Origin of the sequence: Serratia sp. JSRIV001 (assembly GCF_019968745.1) — a bacterium.
Lineage (GTDB): Bacteria > Pseudomonadota > Gammaproteobacteria > Enterobacterales > Enterobacteriaceae > Chania > Chania fonticola_B.
In genome coordinates, this window is sequence record NZ_CP074147.1 from 4797370 (window position 1) to 4820374 (window position 23005).

A 23005-nucleotide genomic window follows, 5' to 3' on the forward strand; every position below is an offset into this window, starting at 1 on the left:
ACGAAGACAGGCTCATCAGTTTGGTTGCCGCTTAAGTACTTAATTAAGCACTCCGAGCTTTATCTCTACAAGCTGGTGTGCCTTGAAGAGAACCACTCTTAATCCTTGCGTTGCTGGAGACGCCGCAGCGATCGATCACGCCGGGTGTGTTCTCTGCTGAGATCCAGCAAAATTTCCTCGATAAACGCCAAATGGCGGTGCGAGGCTTCACGGGCCTTTTCAGGTTCGCGTGCCACAATCGCCTCAAAGATCCCGGCGCGATGGCTACTCACTGTTGCCAACATCTCACGGCGCGAGTAGAGCAATTCAAAGTTCTGACGAACGTTCTGTTCCAGCATCGGGCCCATACAGCGCAGCAGATGGAGTAACACAACGTTGTGGGCAGCCTCGGTCACGGCAATTTGGTATTGCATGACCGCGTCGGCTTCGGCGTCTAGATCGCCACTGTCCTGAGCTTGCTGGATCACATGATGGCAGTCGCGGATGCGCGCCAGATCTTCGTCAGTCCCACGCAACGCCGCATAATAGGCAGCGATACCTTCGAGAGCATGACGGGTTTCGAGCAGGTCGAATTGTGATTCAGGATGATCGGCCAGCAGCTCAGCCAGCGGATCGCTGAAGCTCTGCCACAGATTAGTTTGTACAAAGGTGCCGCCTCCCTGGCGACGCAGGAGCAGCCCTTTAGCTTCCAGACGCTGAATTGCCTCTCTCAGAGAAGGACGGGAAACATCAAACTGTTTCGCCAACTCGCGCTCTGGAGGCAGCTTTTCGCCTGGACGTAGCGTACCCTCGAGGATCAGGTATTCGAGCTGCTGCTCGATAACATCTGACAACTTGGGTTGGCGGATTTTGCTGTAGGCCATGGGTGATTTCTTCTCTGCGAAGTGCCCGGAGTCAATTGGTAATACCAATTTCAAAAACGTGACGGTAAAGTAACAAAGTATTCACCTGCTGTCCATATGGGCCTTGATCGAAATCATGAATGCCGCACATTTTAACACTTCAATCCATAAGCCTTTGCAAACCGGCAACTCAGCGTTGGTAATACCATTTACGAGGTAGCCGCCGAATTTAACTTTTGTGAAACCTCTGGTTAGAACAATGCCCGGGTTATATGGCAAGGAGATTAAGGGTTATTTTCGCTTTACAACCGCTTACCGAGCCCCGCATCGTTAACAAAATAACAACAACAAGGGCGATTATTTTTGCCAATTCTGTGAGTTATTGCTTATTTCGTGCACGCAATCCCCCCGCTCGTCACACAACCCGCATTTTGTTGCCTAAACTGCTGCAATCTTAATCATTCAAACAACAAAGCAGGTGCAAACTTTCGCACATACCATTATTCTCTGCCAAACGGTAGCGACGCCGTGGAATTTATAGCTATAACGTCGTAAACAAAAAACAACACACATCGTAATCATTACTTTACGGTAATGAGCATTATGTCAGCACAGAGGGTTTCATTGATGGATGGTCAACAGCATGGCGACCAGCTGAAGCGCGGCCTGAAAAACCGCCATATCCAGCTGATCGCCTTAGGTGGCGCAATAGGTACCGGCCTGTTCCTCGGTATCGCTCAAACAATAAAAATGGCCGGCCCGTCGGTCATCCTTGGTTATGCAATTGGCGGTTTTATTGCCTTCCTGATCATGCGTCAACTGGGTGAAATGGTGGTAGAGGAGCCGGTGGCCGGATCGTTTAGCCACTTCGCCTATAAATACTGGGGGAACTTCGCCGGTTTCGCCTCCGGCTGGAACTACTGGGTGCTGTACGTGCTGGTTGCCATGGCAGAACTGACCGCGGTAGGTATTTACGTGCAGTACTGGTGGCCGGGTATCCCAACCTGGATCTCCGCTGCCGTGTTCTTCCTGGCCATCAACGCCATCAACCTGTCGAGTGTGAAGGTCTATGGTGAAATGGAGTTCTGGTTCGCCATCATCAAAGTGGTCGCTATCATTGGCATGATCGCCTTTGGTGCCTACCTGCTGTTCAGCGGCCTGGGCGGCCCGGAAGCCAGCGTCACCAACCTGTGGGCGCAGGGCGGTTTCTTCCCGAATGGCACCATGGGGCTGCTCATGGCGATGGCGGTGATCATGTTCTCCTTCGGTGGATTGGAACTGGTGGGTATTACCGCCGCCGAAGCCGATAACCCGGAAAAAAGCATCCCGAAAGCCACCAACCAGGTGATCTACCGCATCCTGCTGTTCTATATCGGCTCGCTGACTATTCTGCTGTCACTCTATCCGTGGGGAAAAGTAGTCGAAGGCGGCAGCCCGTTCGTGCTGATCTTCCATGCGCTGAACAGCAATATGGTCGCAACGGTGCTTAATATCGTGGTCCTGACGGCTGCGCTGTCGGTCTACAACAGCTGCGTCTATTGCAACAGCCGCATGCTGTACGGCTTGGCCAAACAAGGTAATGGCCCGAAAGCCCTGCTGAAAGTGGATAGCCGCGGTGTGCCGGTGGTTGCCATAGGTTTCTCAGCGCTGGCAACCGCACTGTGCGTGTTGATCAACTACCTGATCCCAGGCCGTGCCTTTGAATTACTGATGGCGCTGGTGGTGTCTGCCCTGGTGATCAACTGGGCGATGATCAGCCTGGCACACCTGAAATTCCGCAAGGCGAAAAACCATGAAGGCGTCGAGCCGAAGTTCAAGGCCTTCTGGTATCCTTTCAGCAACTATCTGTGCCTGGCCTTTTTGGCCGGTATTCTGGTGATCATGTATCTGACACCAGGGATCCAGATTTCCGTGCTGCTGATCCCGGTATGGCTCGTCATTCTCGGCATCGGTTACTTCATCAAGCAGCGTGGCCAACGTGCTGTAAGCGCCACCAATACCCACTGATATCATTGTTGACGATCAATAGGCCCGCACGCGGGCCTATTGTTTTTCTTCATCATTAATGGGCTTTACGCAGTGCCTTCACCTGCTCGGCGGTGATATCCGCCGGCAGCCCGCCCCAGGTGACACGCAGGTAATTCACCAGCTCGGCAATTTGCGCATCGTCCAGACGATCGGCAAAGCCCGGCATGCTCTGCATACTTTCGTTACCGGGGAACTGCTGTGCTGGTAGCCCATCCAGCACCGACACGATCAGGTTCTTGCCGTCCGGTTGGCGCAGCGTGGCGTTATCACGCATCGCTACCGCAACATGCGGTATACCTGCACCATCACGCTCATGGCAGGCGGAACACTGGTCGAGATAGGTGATACGCCCGGCATCACTGCCCTGCCCGATTTTAACGGCAACAGGCTGCGGTGGCTTGTCGCCCATCAGGTAGGTCACCAACGCCCGATGATCTTCCGGCGTCAGATGACGAGTGCTGAGATCGACCACCATGTGCATTTCGCTAAACGCCGAGCCCTGCGGCGCTAACCCGGTGCTGAGGAAACGGCTCAGATCCTCTGGTGTCCAACCGCGCTGAGCCAAACCCTGTGGCGTGATATCCGGCGCGATGAACCGTCCCAGATCGCCACCTTGCATTGGCTTGTTCACTTCCATCTGCCCCAGCATGCCCCGTGGCGTATGGCATTCGCCACAGTGGCCAAGCACGTCAGACAGGTAACGCCCCCGCTGCCATTCGGCGGAGCTCCCCTGCGAGCTGGCTGGTAACGGATCGCTGTTGCGGAACAGCAAATTCCAACCGATCAGCGCCATCCGCTGGTTGAACGGGAACGGCATATCGTTGGCTGGAATGGCTACGTCCACCGCCGGGCGCGACATCAGATAGGCATAAATAGCATCCGCATCTTCGCGCGAAATGCCTTTGTAGGAGGTATAAGGCATCGCCGGATACAGATGGCGGCCACCCGGAGCCACCCCCTGCGTCAACGCCAGGAAGAAGTCATCCTTGGTCCAGCGGCCAATACCCTGATCGGCAGAAGGCGTCAGGTTGCTGCCATAAATGGTGCCGAACGGGGTATCCAGCGGATAGCCTCCCGCCAGCGGTGCCCCACCAGCGGCAGTATGGCAGGCAGCACAGTCGGCAGCCTGCGTCAGATAACGCCCACGGGCAATTTGTTCGCTGCTGGCGGTAACCTGCTGGACTGGGCCGTCATAGCTGCGGTTTTCTCGCCACCACAGCACGGCGATGACAATCGCCGCTATCAGCACAATCAACAATGCAAGACGTTTTTTCATTACGCCGTCTCCTTCAGCAGGCCTGGGGTTTTCAACACCACGTCACGCACCGCCTCGTAATAACGGACATAGCCGGTGCAACGGCAGATATGGTTTTCCAACGCCTGCTCAATCGCGCCTTCCAACCGATCGCGTGGAATTGGCTCACGCTTGAGCTTCTCGACAAAGATGGTGGCCGCATTGACAAAGCCCGGCGTGCAATAGCCACACTGGAAGCTGTAGTGATCGAGGAACGACTGCTGGATCGGCGAGAGTTCAACCACTTCGCCCTGATTATCCACCTGCGCAACGCCTTCGATGGTGCGTACCTGTTTGCCATTGAAAAAGTGAGCGCCGGTGATACAGGTACGGATTTCTTCGCTGGTGCCGCTTGGATGGTCGAGGATCGCCACGCAGGCGTGGCAGATACCCTGCCCGCAGCCGAGACGTGAGCCGGTCAGATCGAGATATTCATGCAGAAAATCGATCATCATCAGCCCTTCAGGTACCTCGATGGGACCATATTGTTTGCCGTTAATGGTCAGGGTAATGGGTTGGGTTTTAATGCTCATGGTAACACCTCAAGAATATTTTCGGCACGAACAGGCAAATCACGGAACCGATGACCGGTGGCGTGGGCAATGGCGTTAACCAATGCGGCAACCACAGGGATCATGACCACTTCCGCCATCCCTTTCGGCGGATCGGTTTCCGAGAGCGCAGGAAGGATGTCACCGGTCTGTTTCCAGACAGCCACATCGCTGGCACGCGGCAAATGGTAACGGTTAAAGTTCCAGGTGCCGTTACCCGGCCCATCTTCGTACAGCGGTAAATACTCATGCAGCACATGGCCGATCCCCATCGCCAAACCGCCCTGCAGCTGGCCGGAAACCAGCTCAGGTACGATCAGGTTGCCACACTCCATAATCGAATGATGATTTAACAGTTCAACCTTGCCGGTAGCGATATCTACCGCCACTTCTACCAGCGTACCCACGGCGCTGTAATAGGTCACAGCTGCGTTATTACGTTGGGTTGGCGGGTAATAAACCTGCTCACGTGCCAGAGTGCTGAATTCGCCGTTGCCAATGCGTAGCGACAAACCGTCGACAGGCAGGCGCTCGCTGCGATTATTCAGCTTGAAGTCCGCTTCAGCCCACTGCCAGCGGTTGAAGACGTGCACAACTGCGCCAGTCAGGTTGCCCATCTGATAGGCTTTCTTCGCCAGCAGCTCAAACGGCAATATCTGCATACCGGCCGCTGTCAGCCCCCCCTCGACCCAGCGAGCATCTTCTTTACGCACCACCAGCGGTGCCGCCTGGCCGCCACCAATGCCAGACTGCCAGATAGATAGCGCGGCAGGCCACAGCCCCTGTTCAAACACCAACCGGGCCGCTTCGCGCGTGCTGTGCGAGAAATAGTAAGCGGAGTTGCTGGCGCTGGAAGGTGAGCAGTAGCTTGGCGTCCAGTTCGGATTGGTTTGCAGCTTATCCTGCTCATCCTGCGACATCGTGTAGGGATCGCCGCTGGTCACCATCGGCAACAGGGACCAATCGGTTACCGAGAAATGTGCCTCATCCGCCGGTTTACCCAGCCATTGTGCACATAGCACCGACTGCGACGTTGACATGCCGGTGCCCATTTCTGCCCCGCTGTGATACAGCGAGATACGCCCGTCCTCGCTGAACTCCACGCGAGCAAAGGAAGTTTCGGCTCCAGTGCCAAAATCTTTCTGCACGCACCCAAAACCCACGCCATAACGCTTACCGGGATATTGGCTCTCAAACTCGGCCTTGCGTTCGGCGCGTTTGCGCCACATCTCATGCTGTGAGGCTTTTACCAGCACTTCATCGGCGCGAATGGCTCCTGCCGGGATCGCCCCCTGGGTATTTTTCATGCCGGACTTGAGCACGTTGCGCAAACGAAATTCGATCGGATCGAGCTTCAGCTCTTGTGCCAATTCATCCATCATCATCTCGGTAGCGGCCATGCTTTGCAATGTGCCGTAGCCACGTGCGGAACCCGCATCAATGGCACGAGAGGCCAACCCGACAGAGGAAAGATCGCTTTTCGGGAAGTAGTAAATCGACTGTGCCGCCGTCGCGCCAACCATCACCACCGATGGCGTAAAGTTACAGCGCCCGCCACCGTCGGCGGTCATCGCCCCTTGGAAGGCCTGCAATATGCCCGTCTGCTTGTCTACCGCAATGCGGTAATCCATATCGAAGGCATGGCGCTTGATCGAGGTCTGGAACTGCTCATAACGGTCATTAGCCAGCCGTACCGGTAGCCCATCACCGTACAGCGCGGCAACCGCACCGTAATACGGGAAGTTATAGTGATCTTTTGAGCCGTAGCCCACGGTGTAACAAGGGTGCAGGATCAGCTGTTTGACCGGCTGATGACGTTTGGCCAACATACGTGGCATTTCGTCCGCCACCTCCTGCGGGGACTGGGTCGGGATCACCAGATGCAAGGTCTGGCTGGCAGTATCAAACCAACCGTTGGCGTTGTCCGGCTCCAGGGCCGAAGTATCAACGGATTGCGTGGTATAGCGGCGTGACATTACCAACCAGTCTTGCGGTGGGGTTTGCAGCTGGTCGGCAATCATCCCGGCGTAATACATGCCTTCCTGATCCAGCTTGCCGCCCTCACGCCCTTCCGGCCACACCGGCAGATGTCTGCGCATCGAAAGTGGGAAGATAGGAGTATCTTTCAGGCTGGAGAAGCGATCGTCATCGAATGGCTTTTCACCCCCGACGCGCACGTAGCGGAAGCTGCCCCATGGATCGCGCTGTAACGGGCCGGTTTCAGTACCATACTGGATCACTTCGTCGTGGAATTTCAGCTTGTCTTTGGCAAAGCGGAAACGAGCAAAATCATGATAAATCAGGATTGCCACCGCATGGCCGAGATAGGCTGGGGTTTTCCCTGTAGGCAGCAGCATGTCATCGCCATAAAACGCCGGGAAGGCCAAACCATCACGCTCAAGATCTTCCGCCGTTACTATCCGATCCGGTTGCAGATCGTCACCCAGCAAGGAGAGATCGATGCCAGTAAACAGACGATCGGCTTTAGTGGCGCGCAGAATAAAGGCATGAGCCTGCTGCTGCGGCCAATGCGGCATATCAACGGCACGAATATCACGGGCAAACACTTTCTGACCCATGACCTTGGAGCGGCCATCGATACGGTAGCGAATGCGTTTAGTCTGCGCATCCCAGTTGGGCGATTGCAGGATCTTTTGCTCAAACAACGCGGCATAGGCGCGGCTGTAAAGAGGCGCGAGGTAGACAGACACCCCCGCTATCACGGCACCTTTGATAAAGCGGCGTCGTGACGGGTTGAAATTGCTCATAAAATATCCTTTACGTTCTTATTTACCCCTGGTATCCAGATGCGGGCATTAGCGCCGTACCCCGAAGGATGGAGGTAAGTCGTTTTTATCGGTTTTGTTGCGCAACCGCGGGTAACCTTGCCGAAGACGTTATAATCATAAGCTTATAACCAAAATTATGTGAGCATTAACATTTTGTTTTCATAAAATGAAACACTTGGAAATATATAATGCCTCTATAGTGTGGCTGATTTGCGCAAACGCGGGCAGAAAAGATGACGACAGGTATCGTAATTACCGCCGCCGGGCGGGGTGAGCGTTTTATTCAGGCCGGTGGCAGTGGCAACAAACTGAATGCCCTATTGCAGGGTAAAACGGTGTTTGAACATACGCTGCAACAGGCGCTAGCCTCCGGCTTACCGGTGCAGGTCGTCACCCGGCCAGAAAACCTGCCGGTGCAACAGGCGTGTGCCGCGCATCAGGTTCCCTGCACCTTACTGGCCAGCGGTGGTCTGGGTGAGTCAATTGCTGCCGGAGTAGCCGCAACGGCAGACTGGGACGGCTGGCTGATCCATTTGGCGGATATGCCTTTTGTCTCGCCGCAGATCTTTGTGCAGGTAGCAGCAGCGCTGAGCCAACACAACATCGTTCGCCCCAGTTTCCAGCACCAACCCGGCCATCCAGTGGGGTTCACCGCCATTTTGCGCAAACAATTGTGTGCGTTGCGTGGCGATAATGGTGCTCGGGAACTGCTAAGCAGTCACGGGCAGGTCCACCTGCTCCATCTCGATAAACCGAGCATCGTGCAAGATATCGATCTCCCTTCTCAGCTAGTGGCCAACGAGTCCGTTAATTAATGCAACACCTTGATATCACCGTAGTCAGCCAAGCCATCAACTGGCTGGAACAGCAGCCGGTATGGCTGTGTACCGTATTGAACACTTATGGCTCATCACCACGTTCTCCTGGCGCGTTGATGGTGGCTACCCGCGACGGACACTATTGTGGATCGTTATCTGGTGGCTGCGTGGAAGAGGACTTTTTGCGCCGTCTGGCGCAGGGAGAATATCAAGCCGCCAGCCAGGTGATCCGCTACGGCGCTGGGGGGCTAACCCCCAGCGTGGCGCTGCCCTGCGGTGGCGTGCTGGACGTATTGATCGAGCATCTACACGCAGGCCCTGCCAGCATTAGCTACTTGCGCAATATCGCCGAGGCATTGGCTGGCCATCATGCCCTGATCAAACACCTGACCTTGCCCAATGCCTGTAGCGCACTGGAAACCACCAGCTTTGCCAGCGCAACCCAGGTCGTGCGCAACCAACAGGAGATCCAGTTGCACATCGCCGCCGCTCCTCGGTTGCTGATTGCCGGGCTTTCCAGCGTGGCGCTGTATTGCGCCGACTTTGCCAGCGCACTCGGCTTTGAAGTGTTGGTATGCGAAAACCGCCCGGAAGCGTTGGAAAACTTCGCCACGCAGCTCAAACCGCATATCACCTTGCTGCGCCAGTTCCCGGCCAAATTCATTGAGGCAGGCGGTTGCCACGCCAACACCGCGATTGTGGCGCTGACCCACGATCCGCGTATGGATGATTTAACCCTGATGGAGGCGATCTACACCCCGGCGTTTTACATCGGCGCGATGGGTTCCCAACGGAACAGCGATCGCCGCCGCCAGCGACTGCAACAGATCGCCGAATTCAGCCCGCAGGAACTCGGCCGCATCCATGCGCCGATCGGCCTGCCGCTCGGCAGTAAAACCCCGGCGGAGATCGCACTGGCTGTGATGGCCGATATCGTGCAGCAGAAGAACCAGCTCCGCCAACCCATTTGAGTACCTGGCGCGATCCCTCCGGCTATGACAAATCATTAGCCGCCCAAAAATGAAAGCGATTACACAAATAGACATAAAAAGCCCAACAGACAACCTTAAACCATGGTTTAACATGTCATATTCATGATGTTAAATGTGAACCAATAAACGAATTCAAGTGTAATCGATTACACCAAGTGTGATCGATAGCACGTTAAATCATCACCTAGACCAATAACATAGCCTACTAACGAATCATCTCTTTGGTTAACCGAGGCCGTTATGAGTACATCATCAACAAGTAAAGGCAGATCGAATGCCCAAATGACCTTCTTTGTCTGTTTTCTGGCAGCACTGGCAGGCTTATTGTTTGGACTGGATATCGGCGTGATCGCCGGAGCATTACCTTTTATTGCTCATGAGTTCCAAATCACTTCCCAGCAACAAGAATGGGTGGTGAGCTCAATGATGTTCGGCGCAGCGGTTGGCGCTGTCGGCAGTGGCTGGCTCTCTTACCGGCTGGGGCGCAAATACAGCCTGATGATTGGCGCCGTGCTGTTTGTCATTGGCTCGCTTTGCTCTGCTTTCGCCCCTAACAACGAGGTGCTGCTGGTTTCCCGCGTTCTGCTCGGCCTGGCAGTGGGCATCGCATCCTTCACTGCTCCGCTGTACCTTTCTGAAATCGCGCCTGAGCGCATTCGCGGTAGCATGATTTCCATGTACCAGTTAATGATTACGATAGGGATCCTGGGGGCTTATCTGTCCGATACGGCTTTCAGCTACAGCGGTTCATGGCGCTGGATGCTGGGTATTATCACCCTTCCGGCTTTGTTGCTGTTCGTTGGCGTGTTCTTCCTGCCCCGCAGCCCTCGCTGGTTAGCATCACGTGGCCGTGATGCAGAAGCCAGGAAAGTGCTGGAAATGCTGCGAGATACTACTGATCAGGCGAAAGCCGAACTCGATGAGATCCGTGAAAGCCTGAAAATAAAGCAAAGCGGCTGGGCACTATTCAAAGACAACAAGAATTTCCGCCGCGCAGTCTATCTTGGCGTATTACTTCAGGTCATGCAGCAGTTTACCGGCATGAATGTCATTATGTATTACGCGCCGAAAATTTTCGATCTGGCCGGTTTTGCCAGTACTGCGCAACAAATGTGGGGAACGGTGATCGTCGGTTTAGTCAACGTGCTGGCAACCTTTATAGCCATCGGCCTGGTGGACCGTTGGGGCCGTAAACCTACGCTGAAGCTGGGCTTCCTGGTGATGGCCATCGGCATGGGGACATTGGGTACCATGATGAATATCGGCATGGATACGCCTGCGGCTCAATACTTCGCGATACTGATGTTGCTGATGTTTATTGTCGGTTTTGCCATGAGTGCCGGCCCGCTGATTTGGGTATTGTGTTCAGAGATCCAACCGCTTAAAGGCCGTGATTTCGGTATCACCTGCTCAACGACGGTAAACTGGATCGCCAACATGATCGTGGGGGCCACCTTCCTGACGATGCTCAACAACCTGGGCAGCGCAAATACCTTCTGGATCTATGCCGGACTGAACCTGATATTTATCTTCATTACTATTGCCCTGATACCTGAAACCAAAAATATCTCTCTGGAACATATCGAGCGAAATTTGATGACTGGGAAACCGCTACGGGAGATTGGTTCACACTGATCGAGGCCTTTGATTACCGCCCGTTTCGGGCGGTACTTCTATCCGCAACGGCAATCAGGAGCGCTGACTGGTTTTCTCTGCAAAAGCTTTGTCTGGCACAATCGGGATGAGATACTCATATTCCAGGTAGAGCTCTTCATCGCTATCGAGCGAGTAGCTATGCTGCGCGATATCGTACCCTTCCCGGCGTACCAGATTAAACTGCGGCAGAAGTTTGGTATAAACGCTGGCGATATACTCATGAAGGGCTACCGGCTTGCCAACATAGCGAAAGCGGCAATAACCGCCGCTGATTTCCGGGAGTTCCAGCAACGATTTACCCTGGGCGATAGCTTTATCAACCGCAACAAAATAGTCGACCTTCACCCGCTCACCATCCGGCGTAAAATTGGTCAGCGCATAAAGTTTGTCTGGATTTAATCTAAACTCATCACAAAAACGATCCTTTATTTCATCACGAATTGCCGCGTGGGATTTGCCCAACTGTTCAATCTCGATGTGATAAGAATAATACTGGCCGACCAGCGAGTAGCTGTCTGGTTTAACCTCAACATAATCAATAGAGATATCGCTAGGTTGATTTAGCGACAGCGATTGCACCAGATGGCTGAAGTCACAATTCTGGGCTTTACGGTAGGCACTAGGTGTGACAGAGAAATGTTTTTTGAAACAGCGTGAGAATGTCTGTTGGGAATCGAACTGATACTCCAACGAAATATCCAGAATGCTTTTCTGCGTAAAGCGTAATGAGAAGGCCGCCAGAAAGAGGCGACGGGCGCGGATATAAGCAGCAAGTGGCAGGTTGGTCTGTTGGCGGAACATGCGCTGCAGATACCATTTCGAGTAGCCGGATTTTTCGCAAACAATGTCCAGTGATAGTGGGTTGCGTAGGTTGTTTTCTATCCAGACCAGTAACTCTTTGATATGCGTTTCCTGCGTCACCATTACTTTTCCTAGCCAAAATTGTCCACGGCAATGGTATACAGATTTATTTAGAGCGTCCAAAGCGACGACACTATTTTACAAAGGCTGACGAATTCATCACAAACATCGCAGCTTGTTACTCACAGAAAAGCCGCCCACCAGGGGCGGCTATCAATCAGATTACTTCACACAGCGCGTACATTGAGATTCCTGGATCTTCTGGAAGAAATCATTCCCTTTGTCATCCACCAGAATAAAGGCCGGGAAATCTTCCACTTCGATTTTCCAGATCGCTTCCATACCCAGTTCAGGATATTCCACGCACTCCAGGCTCTTGATACTCTGCTGTGCCAGCACCGCAGCCGGGCCACCAATACTGCCAAGATAGAATCCGCCGTGCTTATGGCAGGCATCCGTCACCTGCTGGCTGCGGTTACCTTTGGCCAGCATGATCATGCTGCCGCCGTGTGACTGCAACAGATCGACATAGGAGTCCATGCGCCCTGCCGTGGTTGGCCCCAGAGAACCTGAAGCATAACCTTCTGGCGTTTTGGCCGGGCCCGCGTAATAGATCGGGTGATCTTTCACGTACTGCGGCAAACCTTCTCCACGATCCAGGCGCTCTTTCAGCTTGGCATGGGCAATATCACGCCCAACGATGATGGTGCCGCTCAGGGAAAGGCGGGTAGACACCGGATACTGTGACAACTGCTTGAGAATTTCGGCCATCGGGCGGTTCAGGTCCACCTTGATCGCTTCCCCTTCACCCGCGCGGCGCAGTTCCTGTGGGATAAATTTACCTGGGTTATGCTCCAGTTTCTCCAGCCAGATCCCCTCACGGTTGATCTTACCTTTGATATTACGGTCGGCGGAGCAGGAAACCCCCATCCCCACCGGGCAAGAAGCGCCATGGCGTGGCAAACGCACTACGCGCACATCGTGGGCAAAGTATTTGCCGCCAAACTGTGCACCCAGCCCCAAATTCTGGGCTTCTTTCAGCAGTTCCTCTTCCAGCGCCACATCGCGGAACGCCTGGCCGTGTTCGTTGCCTTCGGTTGGCAGCGCATCATAATATTTGGTTGAAGCCAGCTTCACGGTCTTCAGCGTAGCTTCCGCCGAAGTGCCGCCAATCACAAAGGCCACGTGGTATGGTGGACAGGCCGCGGTGCCCAGAGTACGCATCTTGTCGACCAGATAGTCTTTCAACTTACCTGGGGACAGCAGCGCTTTGGTTTCCTGATACAGATAGGTTTTGTTGGCCGAACCACCGCCCTTGGCGATGCACAGGAATTTATACTCGTCACCATCCACGCTGTAGAGATCGATCTGCGCAGGTAGGTTGCTGCCGGTATTGACCTCCCGATACATATCCAGCGCGGCGTTTTGCGAATAGCGCAGGTTGTCTTCGATAAAGGTGTTGTATACCCCACGCGACAAGGCTTCTTCGTCTCCGCCACCGGTCCAGACGCGCTGGCCTTTTTTACCCATGATGATCGCCGTGCCGGTATCCTGGCAGGTTGGCAAAATACCCTTGGCGGCGATTTCTGAGTTACGCAAAAATTGCAGCGCAACGTACTTGTCGTTCTCACTGGCATCGGGGTCATTGAGGATATCCGCCACCTGCTGCTGATGCGCAGGGCGCAACATGAACGAGGCGTCGTGGAAGGCGTGCTGGGCGAGCAGAGTCAGGGCTTGTGGGTCAACCTTGAGGACTTCCTGGCCGGCAAATTCGCCGACGGAAACGTGGTCACGGCTTAGCAGATAGTATTCGGTATCGTCTTTCTTCAGCGGGAACGGATCTTGATAATGGAACGGTTTATTCGACATTGATCTCTCACTTGCAACATCAGCTGCGTTAAATTCACACTTACCCAGCGTGCTCGGGGCGCGCTGCGTCAAAAAAACTCCCCACACCTTACGTATTTTTAGGTAGTCAGTTATTGCGCCAAATCGCAAAATAACCTCTATTAACGTAGGGACTTAACGCTGGGGTTGTTTTTCTGACCTCATCCGGTGAGAACTGCGGGTACAGACTCATCATGCACGGATTATTATCCCGCAGTTAACACAATGATTACAATCAATGTCAGTCGATCGGCTTATCATTGTAGGAAAATAGCGTTGCAACGATATCCTTACGGCCCCGTTTCCGCACCAAGCCGTTTTCATTCATCACCTAGGCTATTTTTTCTTCCCTGGTAACGTCGCCATTAGCTCTTCCACCGAGATCCCCCCTGCCACACTCCCCGGCACCGGCATCCGCAAAATATGATTTTTGATCTTCCCAATCACATGCATCTCACACGGCTTGCAGTCAAACTTCAACGTCAACGCCTCACCCTGATGCACCAACTGCATCGGCGATGCCCGCCCCTTCACACCCTGTACACCCTTGGCCTGTTTAGGGCAGAGGTTGAAGGCGAAGCGCAGGCAGTGCTTAGTGATCATCACCGGCACATCCCCTTTTTCTTGGTGTGCCTCGTAGGCGGCATCAATCAACGTGACACCATAACGCTGGTAAAACTCACGCGCCTTCTGGTTATAAACATTGGCAAGAAACGTCAGGTGCGTTTCCGGATAAACCGGCGGCGGCACGGAAACCGGTTTGCGGCCACCGCGTTCGTTTTGCGCCAGGCGTGCGGCGTCCAGTGCGTCCACCGCATCGCGGCGCAGTTGGTTGACCTGGCTGTTGGGTATGAAGCAAACCACCGGCAGATCAAGATGAACGTCACGCGGGTAATAAAGGGTTTGCCCCAGTTTGCTCAATCCGTCACGCAGTGTGACAAGCGCTTTTTCCGGCTGGTTGGCGGCGCCGAATTCGCCCTGCAGCGTATGGCTGACGCTGATGCCCTCTTCGCTGATCAGGGTCAGCGTCACTCCGTCGCTGCTTTGTGTCAGCAGAATATCGACGGCGATGCGGCGTTCCGCCGAAGTTTTTAGCAACGCCTGTTGCCAGTTGTGATCGAGGTTGCGATTAAGCGGATGCTGTGGACGCAGCTTATGCAGATCTGCCGGCATTTCGTTAGGCCAAACCCGGTAGCGCCCTTCGGCAATTTTCTCTGCCTTATTGGCTCGGAAGCCGACGATATCGCGCTTGATCAGCACATTAAGTCCATCGCCATTGGTCAGCGATTCTTTTACTTCCACGTCCAGATGATCTTTACCCACCTTTAGCACCTCTCCTATAGGCAGGCCAATGAACTTGGGTGAGTCAAAGGCACCAATATCCATCTGGCGTTGGTTAACGAAGTAATCGGTACTGCCACGGTGGAAGGTTTTATCCGGCGACGGAATAAAGAAGTGTTCCGTGCGGCCTGACGATGCTGGCATCAGATCGGAACGATCGTTGAGAATGGCATCCAGGTGCTGACGATAGTACGCAGTGATGTTTTTCACATAGCTCATGTCCTTATAGCGCCCTTCAATCTTGAATGAGCGAACACCGGCGTCGATCAGCGCCGTCAGGTTGCGGCTTTGATCGTTATCTTTCATCGACAGCAGATGCTTTTCATACGCTACTACTCGCCCCTGATCATCTTTCAGGGTGTAAGGAAGCCGGCACGCCTGCGAACAATCGCCACGGTTGGCACTGCGTCCGGTCTGAGCATGGGAAATGTAACACTGGCCGGAGAAGGCCACGCACAACGCACCATGGATGAAAAATTCGACGGCAGCGTCGACGTTGCCACTGATAGCTTTTATCTGACTGAGATTCAGCTCACGCGCCAATACCAACTGGGAGAAACCGGCATCGGACAGGAAACGAGCCTTCTCTACGCTACGGATGTCGGTCTGGGTGCTGGCATGCAGCTCAATTGGCGGAATATCCAGTTCCAGGATCCCCATATCTTGCACGATAAGCGCATCAACTCCGGCGTCATACAGTTGATGGATCAGGCGGCGTGCCGGCTCCAGCTCGTCGTCATGCAAAATGGTATTGAGGGCGATGAACACTTTGGCCCGGTAACGGCGGGCAAATTCAACCAGCCCGGCGATATCGCTCAAGCTGTTGCCAGCATTGTGACGGGCGCCGAAGCCTGGGCCACCGATATAGACCGCATCAGCCCCGTGCAAAATAGCCTCACGGGCAATACCTGCATCGCGGGCGGGACTGAGTAATTCAATCTGGTTAGATAAAAGCATGAGTATCGCCGTTAGGGTAAGGGTGAAATCGCCGCTATTTTAGACACAAACATCGTACATACAAGCTTTGCATAACGGTAGACCATATACTTTTCCCTACTGCCCCCGTTGCCAGCCGACACGCCATTGCTTAAGCTAGCGCCACTATGAACAGAGTAAGAATCCCCATTGCGCTGCAACAGGCGGTAATGCGCTGCCTGCGAGACAAATTGCAGCTGGCGCGGCAGCATTTTGCCGTCGAGTTCCCAGAGCCCAAGATCCTTTATCAGCAACGCGGCACCAGCGCGGGCACCGCCTGGCTGCAAGCCTGGGAAATCCGCCTCAACCCGGTGCTGCTGATGGAAAACCAACAGCCGTTCATCGACGAAGTGGTCCCCCATGAGTTGGCTCATCTGCTGGTGTTCCGCCAGTTTGGCCGCGTGCCGCCACATGGCCGGGAATGGCGCTGGATGATGGAAAACGTCTTGCAGGTTCCCGCCAGCCGTACCCACCAGTTTGAGACCCGCTCGGTACAGAGCAAAACCTTTCCCTACCGCTGCGATTGCCAGCAGCATCAGCTGACCCTGCGCCGCCATAATCGGGTGATGCGCGGTGAGAGCGAATACCGCTGCCGCCAGTGTGGTGAAAAGCTGACATTTTCCGGTTAATCAATGCGGTTAATAATTATATTTATAAGTTAAAACAATCCATTATCTCTATTTGCACCTGTCGGTGACTTCCGCTACCCTGCCTGCCTTTCCAATTTTGAGCTGTTTTGGAATATGCATCGCAAAATTTTATTTTTAGTCGTATTAACGGCCTCTAACGGCACGCTAGCCAAGGGGATTAATAACTTTACCCAGGCCAAGGCTGCCGCCGCCAAAATCAACCAGGATGCCCCAGGCAGCTTTTATTGTGGCTGCAAGATCAACTGGCAAGGTAAGAAAGGTGTTCCCGATCTTGATAGCTGCGGCTATCAGGTGCGTAAAAATGCCCAACGCGCCGAGCGTATCGAGTGGGAACATGTGGTTCCGGCCTGGCAGTTCGGCCATCAGTTGCAGTGCTGGCAACAGGGTGGGCGTAAAAACTGCAACAAGGATCCGGTTTATCGCCAGATAGAGATCGACTTGCACAACCTGCAACCCGCCATCGGTGAAGTGAATGGTGACCGCAATAACTTTATGTACAGCCAGTGGCGGGGTGGCGAAGGGCAATACGGACAGTGCCAGATGAAGGTGGACTTCAAGAACAAGCAGGCCGAGCCACCGGCACGTGCGCGAGGAGCCATCGCCCGCACCTACTTCTACATGCGCGATCGCTATCAGTTACCGCTTTCACGCCAGCAAACCCAGCTGTTTGAAGCCTGGAACCGCCAGTATCCGGTCAGCGCCTGGGAATGTCGACGTGAAGCACGCATCGCCATGGTACAAGGGAATCACAACCCTTATATTCAACAGGCTTGTCAGCAGCAAAAAGGCTGACCTACTATAGTGCTTTCGCGCTGCCACCGGCAGCGCCGTATCATTGAGCCAGGATCTGACAATCATTATGCGTAAACCCCGCATTTACCATCCAGAGCCCTTGAGCGCCAGTGCAGAAATTGCATTGAGCGAGGATGCCGCCAATCATGTCGGCCGCGTGCTGCGGATGAGCGCCGGGCAGGCACTGCAACTGTTCGATGGCAGCAACCAGGTGTTTGAGGCAGAAATCACCCGGGTGGATAAAAAGAACGTGCTGGTTCAGATCAACGCCGGGCAACGGGAAGATCGCGAATCACCGCTCAACTTACATCTTGGCCAGGTGATCTCCCGTGGCGAAAAGATGGAATTCACCATCCAGAAATCCATTGAGTTGGGGGTTAACGTGATCACTCCGCTATTTTCCGAGCGCTGCGGCGTTAAACTCGACGGTGAGCGCCTGGAGAAAAAACTCCAGCAGTGGCAAAAAATCGCCATCGCGGCCTGCGAACAATGCGGCCGCAACCGCATTCCGGAAATCCGCCCAGCGATGTCTCTGGAACACTGGTGCGCCGAGCAGGACGATAGCCTCAAGCTGAACCTGCATCCACGCGCCAGCCAAAGTATCAATACCCTGCCGTTGCCGGTAGTGAGCGTACGTCTGCTCATTGGCCCGGAGGGCGGATTATCCGCCGAAGAAATTGCCATGACCACAGACTATGGATTTACTGATATCCTGCTGGGGCCACGCGTTTTGCGTACAGAAACCACCGCGCTCACCGCAATTACCGCTTTGCAGGTTCGTTTCGGCGACCTGGGCTAAGGGCCTGTCTCACAGGTTCGTAAGGAGAAGAGATGATCAAGCTCGGCATCGTGATGGACCCTATCGCATCCATCAATATCAAAAAAGACACCAGCTTTGCCATGCTGCTCGAAGCGCAGCGCCGCGGCTGGGAACTGCATTATATGGAGATGAACGATCTCTATCTGCATGCCGGTGATGGCCGTGCCCGCACGCGCCTGCTGAACGTGAAAGAAGACAAAGAGAGCTGGTTCAGCTTTGGCAGCGAGCAGGATCTGGCGTTGCAGGATCTGGACGTGATCCTGATGCGCAAAGATCCGCCGTTCGACACTGAATACATCTATGCAACCTACATCCTGGAACGTGCCGAAGTGAAAGGCACGCTGGTGGTCAACAAGCCACAGAGCCTGCGTGACTGTAACGAAAAGCTGTTCACCGCCTGGTTCCCGGAGCTGACGCCAGACACCTTGGTCAGCCGCAGCGCTGCCCATATCCGCAAATTCCACCAGCAGCATGGCGATATCATCCTCAAGCCGCTGGACGGCATGGGCGGGGCCTCGATCTTCCGCGTGAAGCAGGACGACCCCAACCTGTCGGTGATTATCGAAACCCTGACCGAGCACGGCAGCCGCTTCTGCATGGCGCAAAACTTCCTGCCAGCCATCAAGGATGGGGACAAACGCATCCTGGTGGTGGATGGCGAACCGGTGCCTTACTGCCTGGCGCGTATCCCTGCCCAAGGCGAAACCCGTGGTAACCTGGCCGCAGGTGGCCGTGGTGAAGCGCGCCCGCTGAGCGAAAGCGACTGGAAAATTGCCCGTGCGGTTGCTCCAACACTAAAAGAGAAAGGGCTGATCTTTGTTGGCCTGGACGTGATTGGCGATCGCCTCACCGAGATCAACGTCACCAGCCCAACCTGCGCCCGTGAGATCGAAGCCGCATTCCCGGTTTCCGTCACCGGCATGCTGATGGACGCCATTGAAAAACGTCTGGCCGCGAAGTAGGCCGACGACGCGCCCTCTCTCATTGGGAGAGGGCATGTATTTTACTTCCGAATTGAATTAACGCCATGAATTTACAGCACCATTTCCTGATTGCCATGCCCGCAATGCAAGATCCGCGCTTCAAACGTTCGGTGATATACGTTTGCGAACATAATGACGACGGAGCCATGGGATTAGTGATCAACAAGCCCGTGGAACATTTCACCGTGGAGACGGTGCTGGAAAAACTCGATATCAAGCCTTCACCACGCGATCTGGCGATCAGCCTGGACAAACCAGTGTTCGCTGGCGGCCCGCTGGCTGACGATCGCGGCTTTATTCTGCATACCCCACGCAAAGGCTTTGGCTCCAGCATTCAGATCTCACCGGCCACCATGATCACCACCTCGAAAGACGTGCTGGAAACGCTTGGCACGCCAGATCAGCCCACCGATGTGCTGGTGGCGCTTGGCTATGCGGGCTGGGAAAAGGGCCAGTTGGAACAGGAACTGCTGGAAAATGCCTGGCTGACCGCCGAGGCCGATACCGACATTCTGTTCCACACGCCGATCGCCAACCGCTGGCGCGAAGCCGCCAACCGCCTTGGCATCGATATTCGCAGCATTGCCAGCCACGCAGGACACGCCTGATGACTAACCGCACCATTATCGCCTTCGACTTCGGGACCAAAAGCATCGGCGCAGCGATCGGCCAGGAAATTACTGGCACCGCTCGAGCGCTGGCGGCCTTTAAAGCCCAGGACGGCGTACCTGACTGGCAGAAGATCGAGCGCCTGCTGAAAGAGTGGCAGCCAGACCTGGTGGTAGTTGGCTTACCGTTGAATATGGATGGCACCGAACAGCCGCTGACCGAACGAGCGCGTAAATTTGCCAACCGGCTGCATGGCCGCTTTGGTGTGCAGATTGCCCTGCATGATGAGCGCCTGAGCACCGTGGAGGCACGGGCCAATCTGTTTGACCATGGGGGATTCCGCGCATTGGATAAAGGCAGCGTCGATTCTGCCTCCGCCGTGGTTATTCTGGAGAGCTGGTTTGAGCAGCATCCGGGCTGATTTTCCGTGCCGGAGCAAAGCGGCTGAACATGATCGCACCAGCGGTAGGCACCACTTCCTGATCAGATTCAGGCAATTCAAGCGTATCCGGTAGTTCAAGGCTGTCCAGCGTCAGACTGTTGATACGGTACGGCGTCAGATTGCCTATCAGCGCATAGCCCCGCCAGTCGGTGGTGACGCCATACTGATTATCGATGCCAATCCCCGGCGTCCCAGGCACACTGACGATGGCCACGGTTTCGCCTAACGTCTGCCCAAGCGTGAGTCCTTCCTGATGCGCCATCAGGCTGCCAGCAAGCTCCAGATTCTGCTGGCGATAGCCTGCCCCTTGCGAATGACCTACCCGCAGGTCACCTGCGTTATATTGATAATTGGCGCTCAGATCCTGGCTACTGCCATTGCGTTGACTTTGGCTAGTGCTGGCGTTGTAGCTCAGGCTATAGTCGTCAAGCAGCGTACCACTGACGCCTATCCGCCGGCTGTCGGTCCGATCGTTAGCCAATGTATGATCATAATTTAACTTCATCCGTGGTGCGCCGATCGCGTTCAACGGCAGCGAAACAGAGAGCCCCAACTGTGCCTGCTCTTTGCCATACGAGGGGCGGTTATATTCCGCATACAGCGCAACGTCTACCTTACCCAGGCTGGCGCTGAAGCCCATCTCGACGCTGGTTTCACCTCTTTGATTACCCCGCGTGGCCTCTCGAGCCAACGTCAGGTAAAGGCTGTCTGAATCGGACAGATACTGGTTATAGCGCGCTTCCAGGCGATACTTTTTTTCCTCGTCAAAGTCACCGACAAAAATGCCGTCTTCCCAGTCCCACCAATAGGTGCTCTGCTGCTCTATCGCCGTGCCAAACGTACGATAGCGCTGCCGCGGATAATATTGCGCCATCAGGCTGAGGGAAGACTCCCAGGCCGGGAAAGCCTTGGCGTAACGCATACGCGCCATGCCGCCGGTGTCCGGCGCTGAACGTCTTGGCTGACGGGCAGATGAAAACGTGTAATCCGCCGAAATCGCTCCCCAGTGGTTAAGACTCTTGCCAATCCCGACCGCCACGCTGCGATAAATATCTGCCCCCTGGAAACCACCATACAGCGTAACCTTCCCCGGGAGCCCATAACTGAGCGAGGCCTGGGCAAAGCCTGGCTGCTCCTCTTCCATACCGTAATAGGGTTGATATTTACCCACCGAGGCGTCATAGCGCCACTGGCCGGCGTAAACCAGGTTGGGCATGGAGGAGTAGGGAATTTTTCGTTCGGTTTCGGTACTGTCGCTTTCGCGTATCGTGACGGTAAGATCCCCCTCAAGCGCGGGCGGATAGACATCCTTCAACACGAATGCTCCCGGGGAAACAAATGTCTGATAGATGACTTCACCATTCTGGCGCACCCTGACTTCCGCATTACTCCGTGCGAAGCCGCGTATCCAGGGGGAAAACTGCCGCTGGCCATCCGGTAGCATTCGGCTATCCGATACCAGGCTGATGCCACGGAATCGGACGTTGTCGAATAACACTGATGGCGTCACGCTGTCGCCCAAGGTCAGCGTGGCACGCCAGGCTTTGATATCCCGATAGGCTAGCGCACTTTCGGTGTGCCAGGTCGGGTTGCCCCAGATCTCTTTCTGATAGACGGGCTGATAACGCAGCCGCCAAGGGCCCACGTTTACCCCGGTGGTAATATCGGCATACAGGCTTTCGTGCCGCTGCGTATCGCGATAGTTTTCGCCCGCATAATGGCCGTAATTGAACTGATAGTTAACAAATGCCGCATTAATACCGTCATTCCAGCGGCCTGCCAGCTTGCTGTCACCCAGCATGCCAGCCGGGATATCTACCGTCAGCAATTGTGCTATCGGCTCATAGAGCACCCCAATTTTTCGGGCACTCAATGCGTCGGGCAGAATACAGCCCTCAGGGGTCGTTTCCATCACTATCGCGGCATCACGTATCCCCCACTCACGTAGCAAGGGGGCATTAATACACGGCTGCTCATCCAGCCCCAGGTTAACGGCCACTTCGCCCTTAAAGTTATCGTTAATAATGAGATAGACGTTATTTATTTCAGCCCTGGCACCGTTAACCAACAGGCCTAACGACATAATGGCAATATGAAAAGTGGGTTTCATTCGTTCCCTGAGTGCAAACCACAATATTTATCCGACACAAAAAGAGGCGCATCTGCGCCCCTTAATTACCAAATCATGACTGCTTATTTCTGTGCAGCGGCCAGTTCAGCACGAGCCTGCTTCAGCTCTTGCTTGATTTCTTTTACGTCAGCCTGCTTTTCTTGCAGTTTTTTCTGGTACTTGGCCACTTTCTTGGCGTCACCTTTAGCCTGAGCTTCGCGCAGGTCGGCTTTGATTTCCTGGACGTCTTGCTGCTTGTCGGCCAGTTTCTGTTCCAGCTTGGTGACTTTCTTCTGCGCATCCTGCAGCACGCTACCGTTGGTGCAATGGGCATTAACTTCGCTCAGAGCACGCTTCAGACCCGCTACGCGGTTGTAGTTACCGTACTTCTCTGCCTGCTGGATCTGATATTCGATCGCAGCACGCTTGGCGTTACAGTCGTAAGCCGCATTAGCCATGGTAGAGAAGCTGGCGCCCAGAACCAGAACCAGTGGCAGAATCGCTAATTTAGTGTTGTTTTTCATCATTTTATCCTTAAACGTTATTACACATGAGGAGCCCAAAA

The 23005-nt window shown here is 54.5% G+C and carries 19 protein-coding genes; 10 read left to right on the forward strand and 9 right to left on the reverse strand.

What is annotated here, in order from left to right:
• Positions 1-98: 98 nt before the first annotated feature.
• Complete coding sequence (gene pdhR, locus KGP17_RS22210) at positions 99-863, reverse strand: pyruvate dehydrogenase complex transcriptional repressor PdhR (protein ID WP_021179689.1); 765 nt, start codon at positions 861-863, stop codon at positions 99-101.
• A gap of 606 nt (positions 864-1469) precedes the next feature.
• Here pdhR and KGP17_RS22215 point away from each other — a divergent pair.
• Entirely contained in the window at positions 1470-2849 is a 1380-nt protein-coding gene (locus tag KGP17_RS22215) for an amino acid permease (RefSeq protein ID WP_021806272.1), read from the forward strand.
• A gap of 55 nt (positions 2850-2904) precedes the next feature.
• Here KGP17_RS22215 and KGP17_RS22220 read toward each other — a convergent pair whose 3' ends face one another.
• The 3 genes from KGP17_RS22220 to KGP17_RS22230 are packed head-to-tail and all read right to left on the reverse strand — an operon-like array spanning position 2905 to position 7483.
• A complete protein-coding gene (locus tag KGP17_RS22220) occupies positions 2905-4146 on the reverse strand; it encodes a cytochrome c (RefSeq protein WP_223498340.1) in 1242 nt (413 codons plus the stop codon).
• Positions 4146-4697, reverse strand: a complete 552-nt coding sequence (locus KGP17_RS22225; RefSeq protein ID WP_021806274.1) for a (2Fe-2S)-binding protein — start codon at positions 4695-4697, stop codon at positions 4146-4148. The genes KGP17_RS22220 and KGP17_RS22225 overlap by 1 nt, the downstream gene beginning before the upstream one ends.
• On the reverse strand, positions 4694-7483 hold the full coding sequence (locus tag KGP17_RS22230) for a xanthine dehydrogenase family protein molybdopterin-binding subunit (protein ID WP_223498341.1): 2790 nt from the start codon (positions 7481-7483) through the stop codon (positions 4694-4696). The genes KGP17_RS22225 and KGP17_RS22230 overlap by 4 nt, the downstream gene beginning before the upstream one ends.
• A gap of 254 nt (positions 7484-7737) precedes the next feature.
• On the opposite strand from KGP17_RS22230, the gene KGP17_RS22235 reads away from it, so the two are divergent.
• From KGP17_RS22235 to KGP17_RS22245, 3 genes are all read left to right on the forward strand, one after another.
• Entirely contained in the window at positions 7738-8319 is a 582-nt protein-coding gene (locus KGP17_RS22235; RefSeq protein WP_223498342.1) for an NTP transferase domain-containing protein, read from the forward strand.
• Positions 8319-9293, forward strand: coding sequence for an XdhC family protein (locus KGP17_RS22240; protein ID WP_223498343.1), 975 nt, complete (start codon positions 8319-8321; stop codon positions 9291-9293). Before KGP17_RS22235 ends, KGP17_RS22240 begins: the two co-directional genes overlap by 1 nt.
• A 261-nt stretch (positions 9294-9554) precedes the next feature.
• Complete coding sequence (locus KGP17_RS22245) at positions 9555-10949, forward strand: sugar porter family MFS transporter (RefSeq protein WP_037375723.1); 1395 nt, start codon at positions 9555-9557, stop codon at positions 10947-10949.
• Positions 10950-11003: 54 nt separating this feature from the next.
• On the opposite strand, the gene KGP17_RS22250 is transcribed toward KGP17_RS22245, so the two are convergent.
• The 3 genes from KGP17_RS22250 to KGP17_RS22260 form a co-directional block, all read right to left on the reverse strand.
• On the reverse strand, positions 11004-11894 hold the full coding sequence (locus tag KGP17_RS22250; protein WP_021806279.1) for a helix-turn-helix domain-containing protein: 891 nt from the start codon (positions 11892-11894) through the stop codon (positions 11004-11006).
• Positions 11895-12053: 159 nt separating this feature from the next.
• A complete protein-coding gene (gene fumA, locus KGP17_RS22255) occupies positions 12054-13700 on the reverse strand; it encodes a class I fumarate hydratase FumA (protein ID WP_021179681.1) in 1647 nt (548 codons plus the stop codon).
• A 354-nt stretch (positions 13701-14054) separates the two neighbouring features.
• Complete coding sequence (locus KGP17_RS22260; RefSeq protein ID WP_223498344.1) at positions 14055-16016, reverse strand: U32 family peptidase; 1962 nt, start codon at positions 16014-16016, stop codon at positions 14055-14057.
• A 146-nt stretch (positions 16017-16162) separates the two neighbouring features.
• Between KGP17_RS22260 and KGP17_RS22265 the strand changes: the two genes are divergently transcribed.
• The 6 genes from KGP17_RS22265 to ruvX all read left to right on the forward strand — a co-directional run bounded on the left by KGP17_RS22265 (position 16163) and on the right by ruvX (position 20309).
• Positions 16163-16663, forward strand: coding sequence for a SprT family zinc-dependent metalloprotease (locus KGP17_RS22265; RefSeq protein WP_021806282.1), 501 nt, complete (start codon positions 16163-16165; stop codon positions 16661-16663).
• Between the two features lie 114 nt (positions 16664-16777).
• Positions 16778-17476 (forward strand): deoxyribonuclease I, encoded by a 699-nt coding sequence (endA, locus tag KGP17_RS22270; RefSeq protein WP_223498345.1) that lies wholly within the window; start codon positions 16778-16780, stop codon positions 17474-17476.
• Positions 17477-17543: 67 nt separating this feature from the next.
• Positions 17544-18275, forward strand: coding sequence for a 16S rRNA (uracil(1498)-N(3))-methyltransferase (gene rsmE, locus KGP17_RS22275; RefSeq protein WP_059201752.1), 732 nt, complete (start codon positions 17544-17546; stop codon positions 18273-18275).
• A gap of 32 nt (positions 18276-18307) precedes the next feature.
• Positions 18308-19258: a glutathione synthase gene (gene gshB / locus KGP17_RS22280; RefSeq protein WP_024484034.1), complete on the forward strand. Its 951-nt coding sequence runs from the start codon at positions 18308-18310 to the stop codon at positions 19256-19258.
• A gap of 65 nt (positions 19259-19323) precedes the next feature.
• Positions 19324-19887 carry a YqgE/AlgH family protein gene (locus tag KGP17_RS22285; protein WP_021806286.1) on the forward strand — a complete coding sequence of 188 codons (564 nt, stop codon included), beginning with the start codon at positions 19324-19326 and terminating at the stop codon, positions 19885-19887.
• Complete coding sequence (ruvX, locus tag KGP17_RS22290; RefSeq protein ID WP_021179674.1) at positions 19887-20309, forward strand: Holliday junction resolvase RuvX; 423 nt, start codon at positions 19887-19889, stop codon at positions 20307-20309. The genes KGP17_RS22285 and ruvX overlap by 1 nt, the downstream gene beginning before the upstream one ends.
• On the opposite strand, the gene KGP17_RS22295 is transcribed toward ruvX, so the two are convergent.
• Together KGP17_RS22295 and KGP17_RS22300 are read right to left on the reverse strand one after the other, a co-directional pair.
• Entirely contained in the window at positions 20272-22440 is a 2169-nt protein-coding gene (locus tag KGP17_RS22295; protein WP_223498346.1) for a fimbria/pilus outer membrane usher protein, read from the reverse strand. The two genes, ruvX and KGP17_RS22295, sit on opposite strands and share 38 nt — an antisense overlap.
• 83 nt (positions 22441-22523) lie before the next feature.
• Complete coding sequence (locus KGP17_RS22300) at positions 22524-22967, reverse strand: DUF1090 domain-containing protein (protein WP_223498347.1); 444 nt, start codon at positions 22965-22967, stop codon at positions 22524-22526.
• Between the last annotated feature and the right edge of the window lie 38 nt (positions 22968-23005).

What these genes read in the sequence shown, in the direction of transcription:
- pdhR (WP_021179689.1), bottom strand. Translation starts at nt 863, where the DNA reads ATGGCCTACAGCAAAATCCGCCAACCCAAGTTGTCAGATGTTATCGAG.
- KGP17_RS22215 (WP_021806272.1), top strand. Translation starts at nt 1,470, where the DNA reads ATGGATGGTCAACAGCATGGCGACCAGCTGAAGCGCGGCCTGAAAAAC.
- KGP17_RS22220 (WP_223498340.1), bottom strand. Translation starts at nt 4,146, where the DNA reads ATGAAAAAACGTCTTGCATTGTTGATTGTGCTGATAGCGGCGATTGTC.
- KGP17_RS22225 (WP_021806274.1), bottom strand. Translation starts at nt 4,697, where the DNA reads ATGAGCATTAAAACCCAACCCATTACCCTGACCATTAACGGCAAACAA.
- KGP17_RS22230 (WP_223498341.1), bottom strand. Translation starts at nt 7,483, where the DNA reads ATGAGCAATTTCAACCCGTCACGACGCCGCTTTATCAAAGGTGCCGTG.
- KGP17_RS22235 (WP_223498342.1), top strand. Translation starts at nt 7,738, where the DNA reads ATGACGACAGGTATCGTAATTACCGCCGCCGGGCGGGGTGAGCGTTTT.
- KGP17_RS22240 (WP_223498343.1), top strand. Translation starts at nt 8,319, where the DNA reads ATGCAACACCTTGATATCACCGTAGTCAGCCAAGCCATCAACTGGCTG.
- KGP17_RS22245 (WP_037375723.1), top strand. Translation starts at nt 9,555, where the DNA reads ATGAGTACATCATCAACAAGTAAAGGCAGATCGAATGCCCAAATGACC.
- KGP17_RS22250 (WP_021806279.1), bottom strand. Translation starts at nt 11,894, where the DNA reads ATGGTGACGCAGGAAACGCATATCAAAGAGTTACTGGTCTGGATAGAA.
- fumA (WP_021179681.1), bottom strand. Translation starts at nt 13,700, where the DNA reads ATGTCGAATAAACCGTTCCATTATCAAGATCCGTTCCCGCTGAAGAAA.
- KGP17_RS22260 (WP_223498344.1), bottom strand. Translation starts at nt 16,016, where the DNA reads ATGCTTTTATCTAACCAGATTGAATTACTCAGTCCCGCCCGCGATGCA.
- KGP17_RS22265 (WP_021806282.1), top strand. Translation starts at nt 16,163, where the DNA reads ATGAACAGAGTAAGAATCCCCATTGCGCTGCAACAGGCGGTAATGCGC.
- endA (WP_223498345.1), top strand. Translation starts at nt 16,778, where the DNA reads ATGCATCGCAAAATTTTATTTTTAGTCGTATTAACGGCCTCTAACGGC.
- rsmE (WP_059201752.1), top strand. Translation starts at nt 17,544, where the DNA reads ATGCGTAAACCCCGCATTTACCATCCAGAGCCCTTGAGCGCCAGTGCA.
- gshB (WP_024484034.1), top strand. Translation starts at nt 18,308, where the DNA reads ATGATCAAGCTCGGCATCGTGATGGACCCTATCGCATCCATCAATATC.
- KGP17_RS22285 (WP_021806286.1), top strand. Translation starts at nt 19,324, where the DNA reads ATGAATTTACAGCACCATTTCCTGATTGCCATGCCCGCAATGCAAGAT.
- ruvX (WP_021179674.1), top strand. Translation starts at nt 19,887, where the DNA reads ATGACTAACCGCACCATTATCGCCTTCGACTTCGGGACCAAAAGCATC.
- KGP17_RS22295 (WP_223498346.1), bottom strand. Translation starts at nt 22,440, where the DNA reads ATGAAACCCACTTTTCATATTGCCATTATGTCGTTAGGCCTGTTGGTT.
- KGP17_RS22300 (WP_223498347.1), bottom strand. Translation starts at nt 22,967, where the DNA reads ATGATGAAAAACAACACTAAATTAGCGATTCTGCCACTGGTTCTGGTT.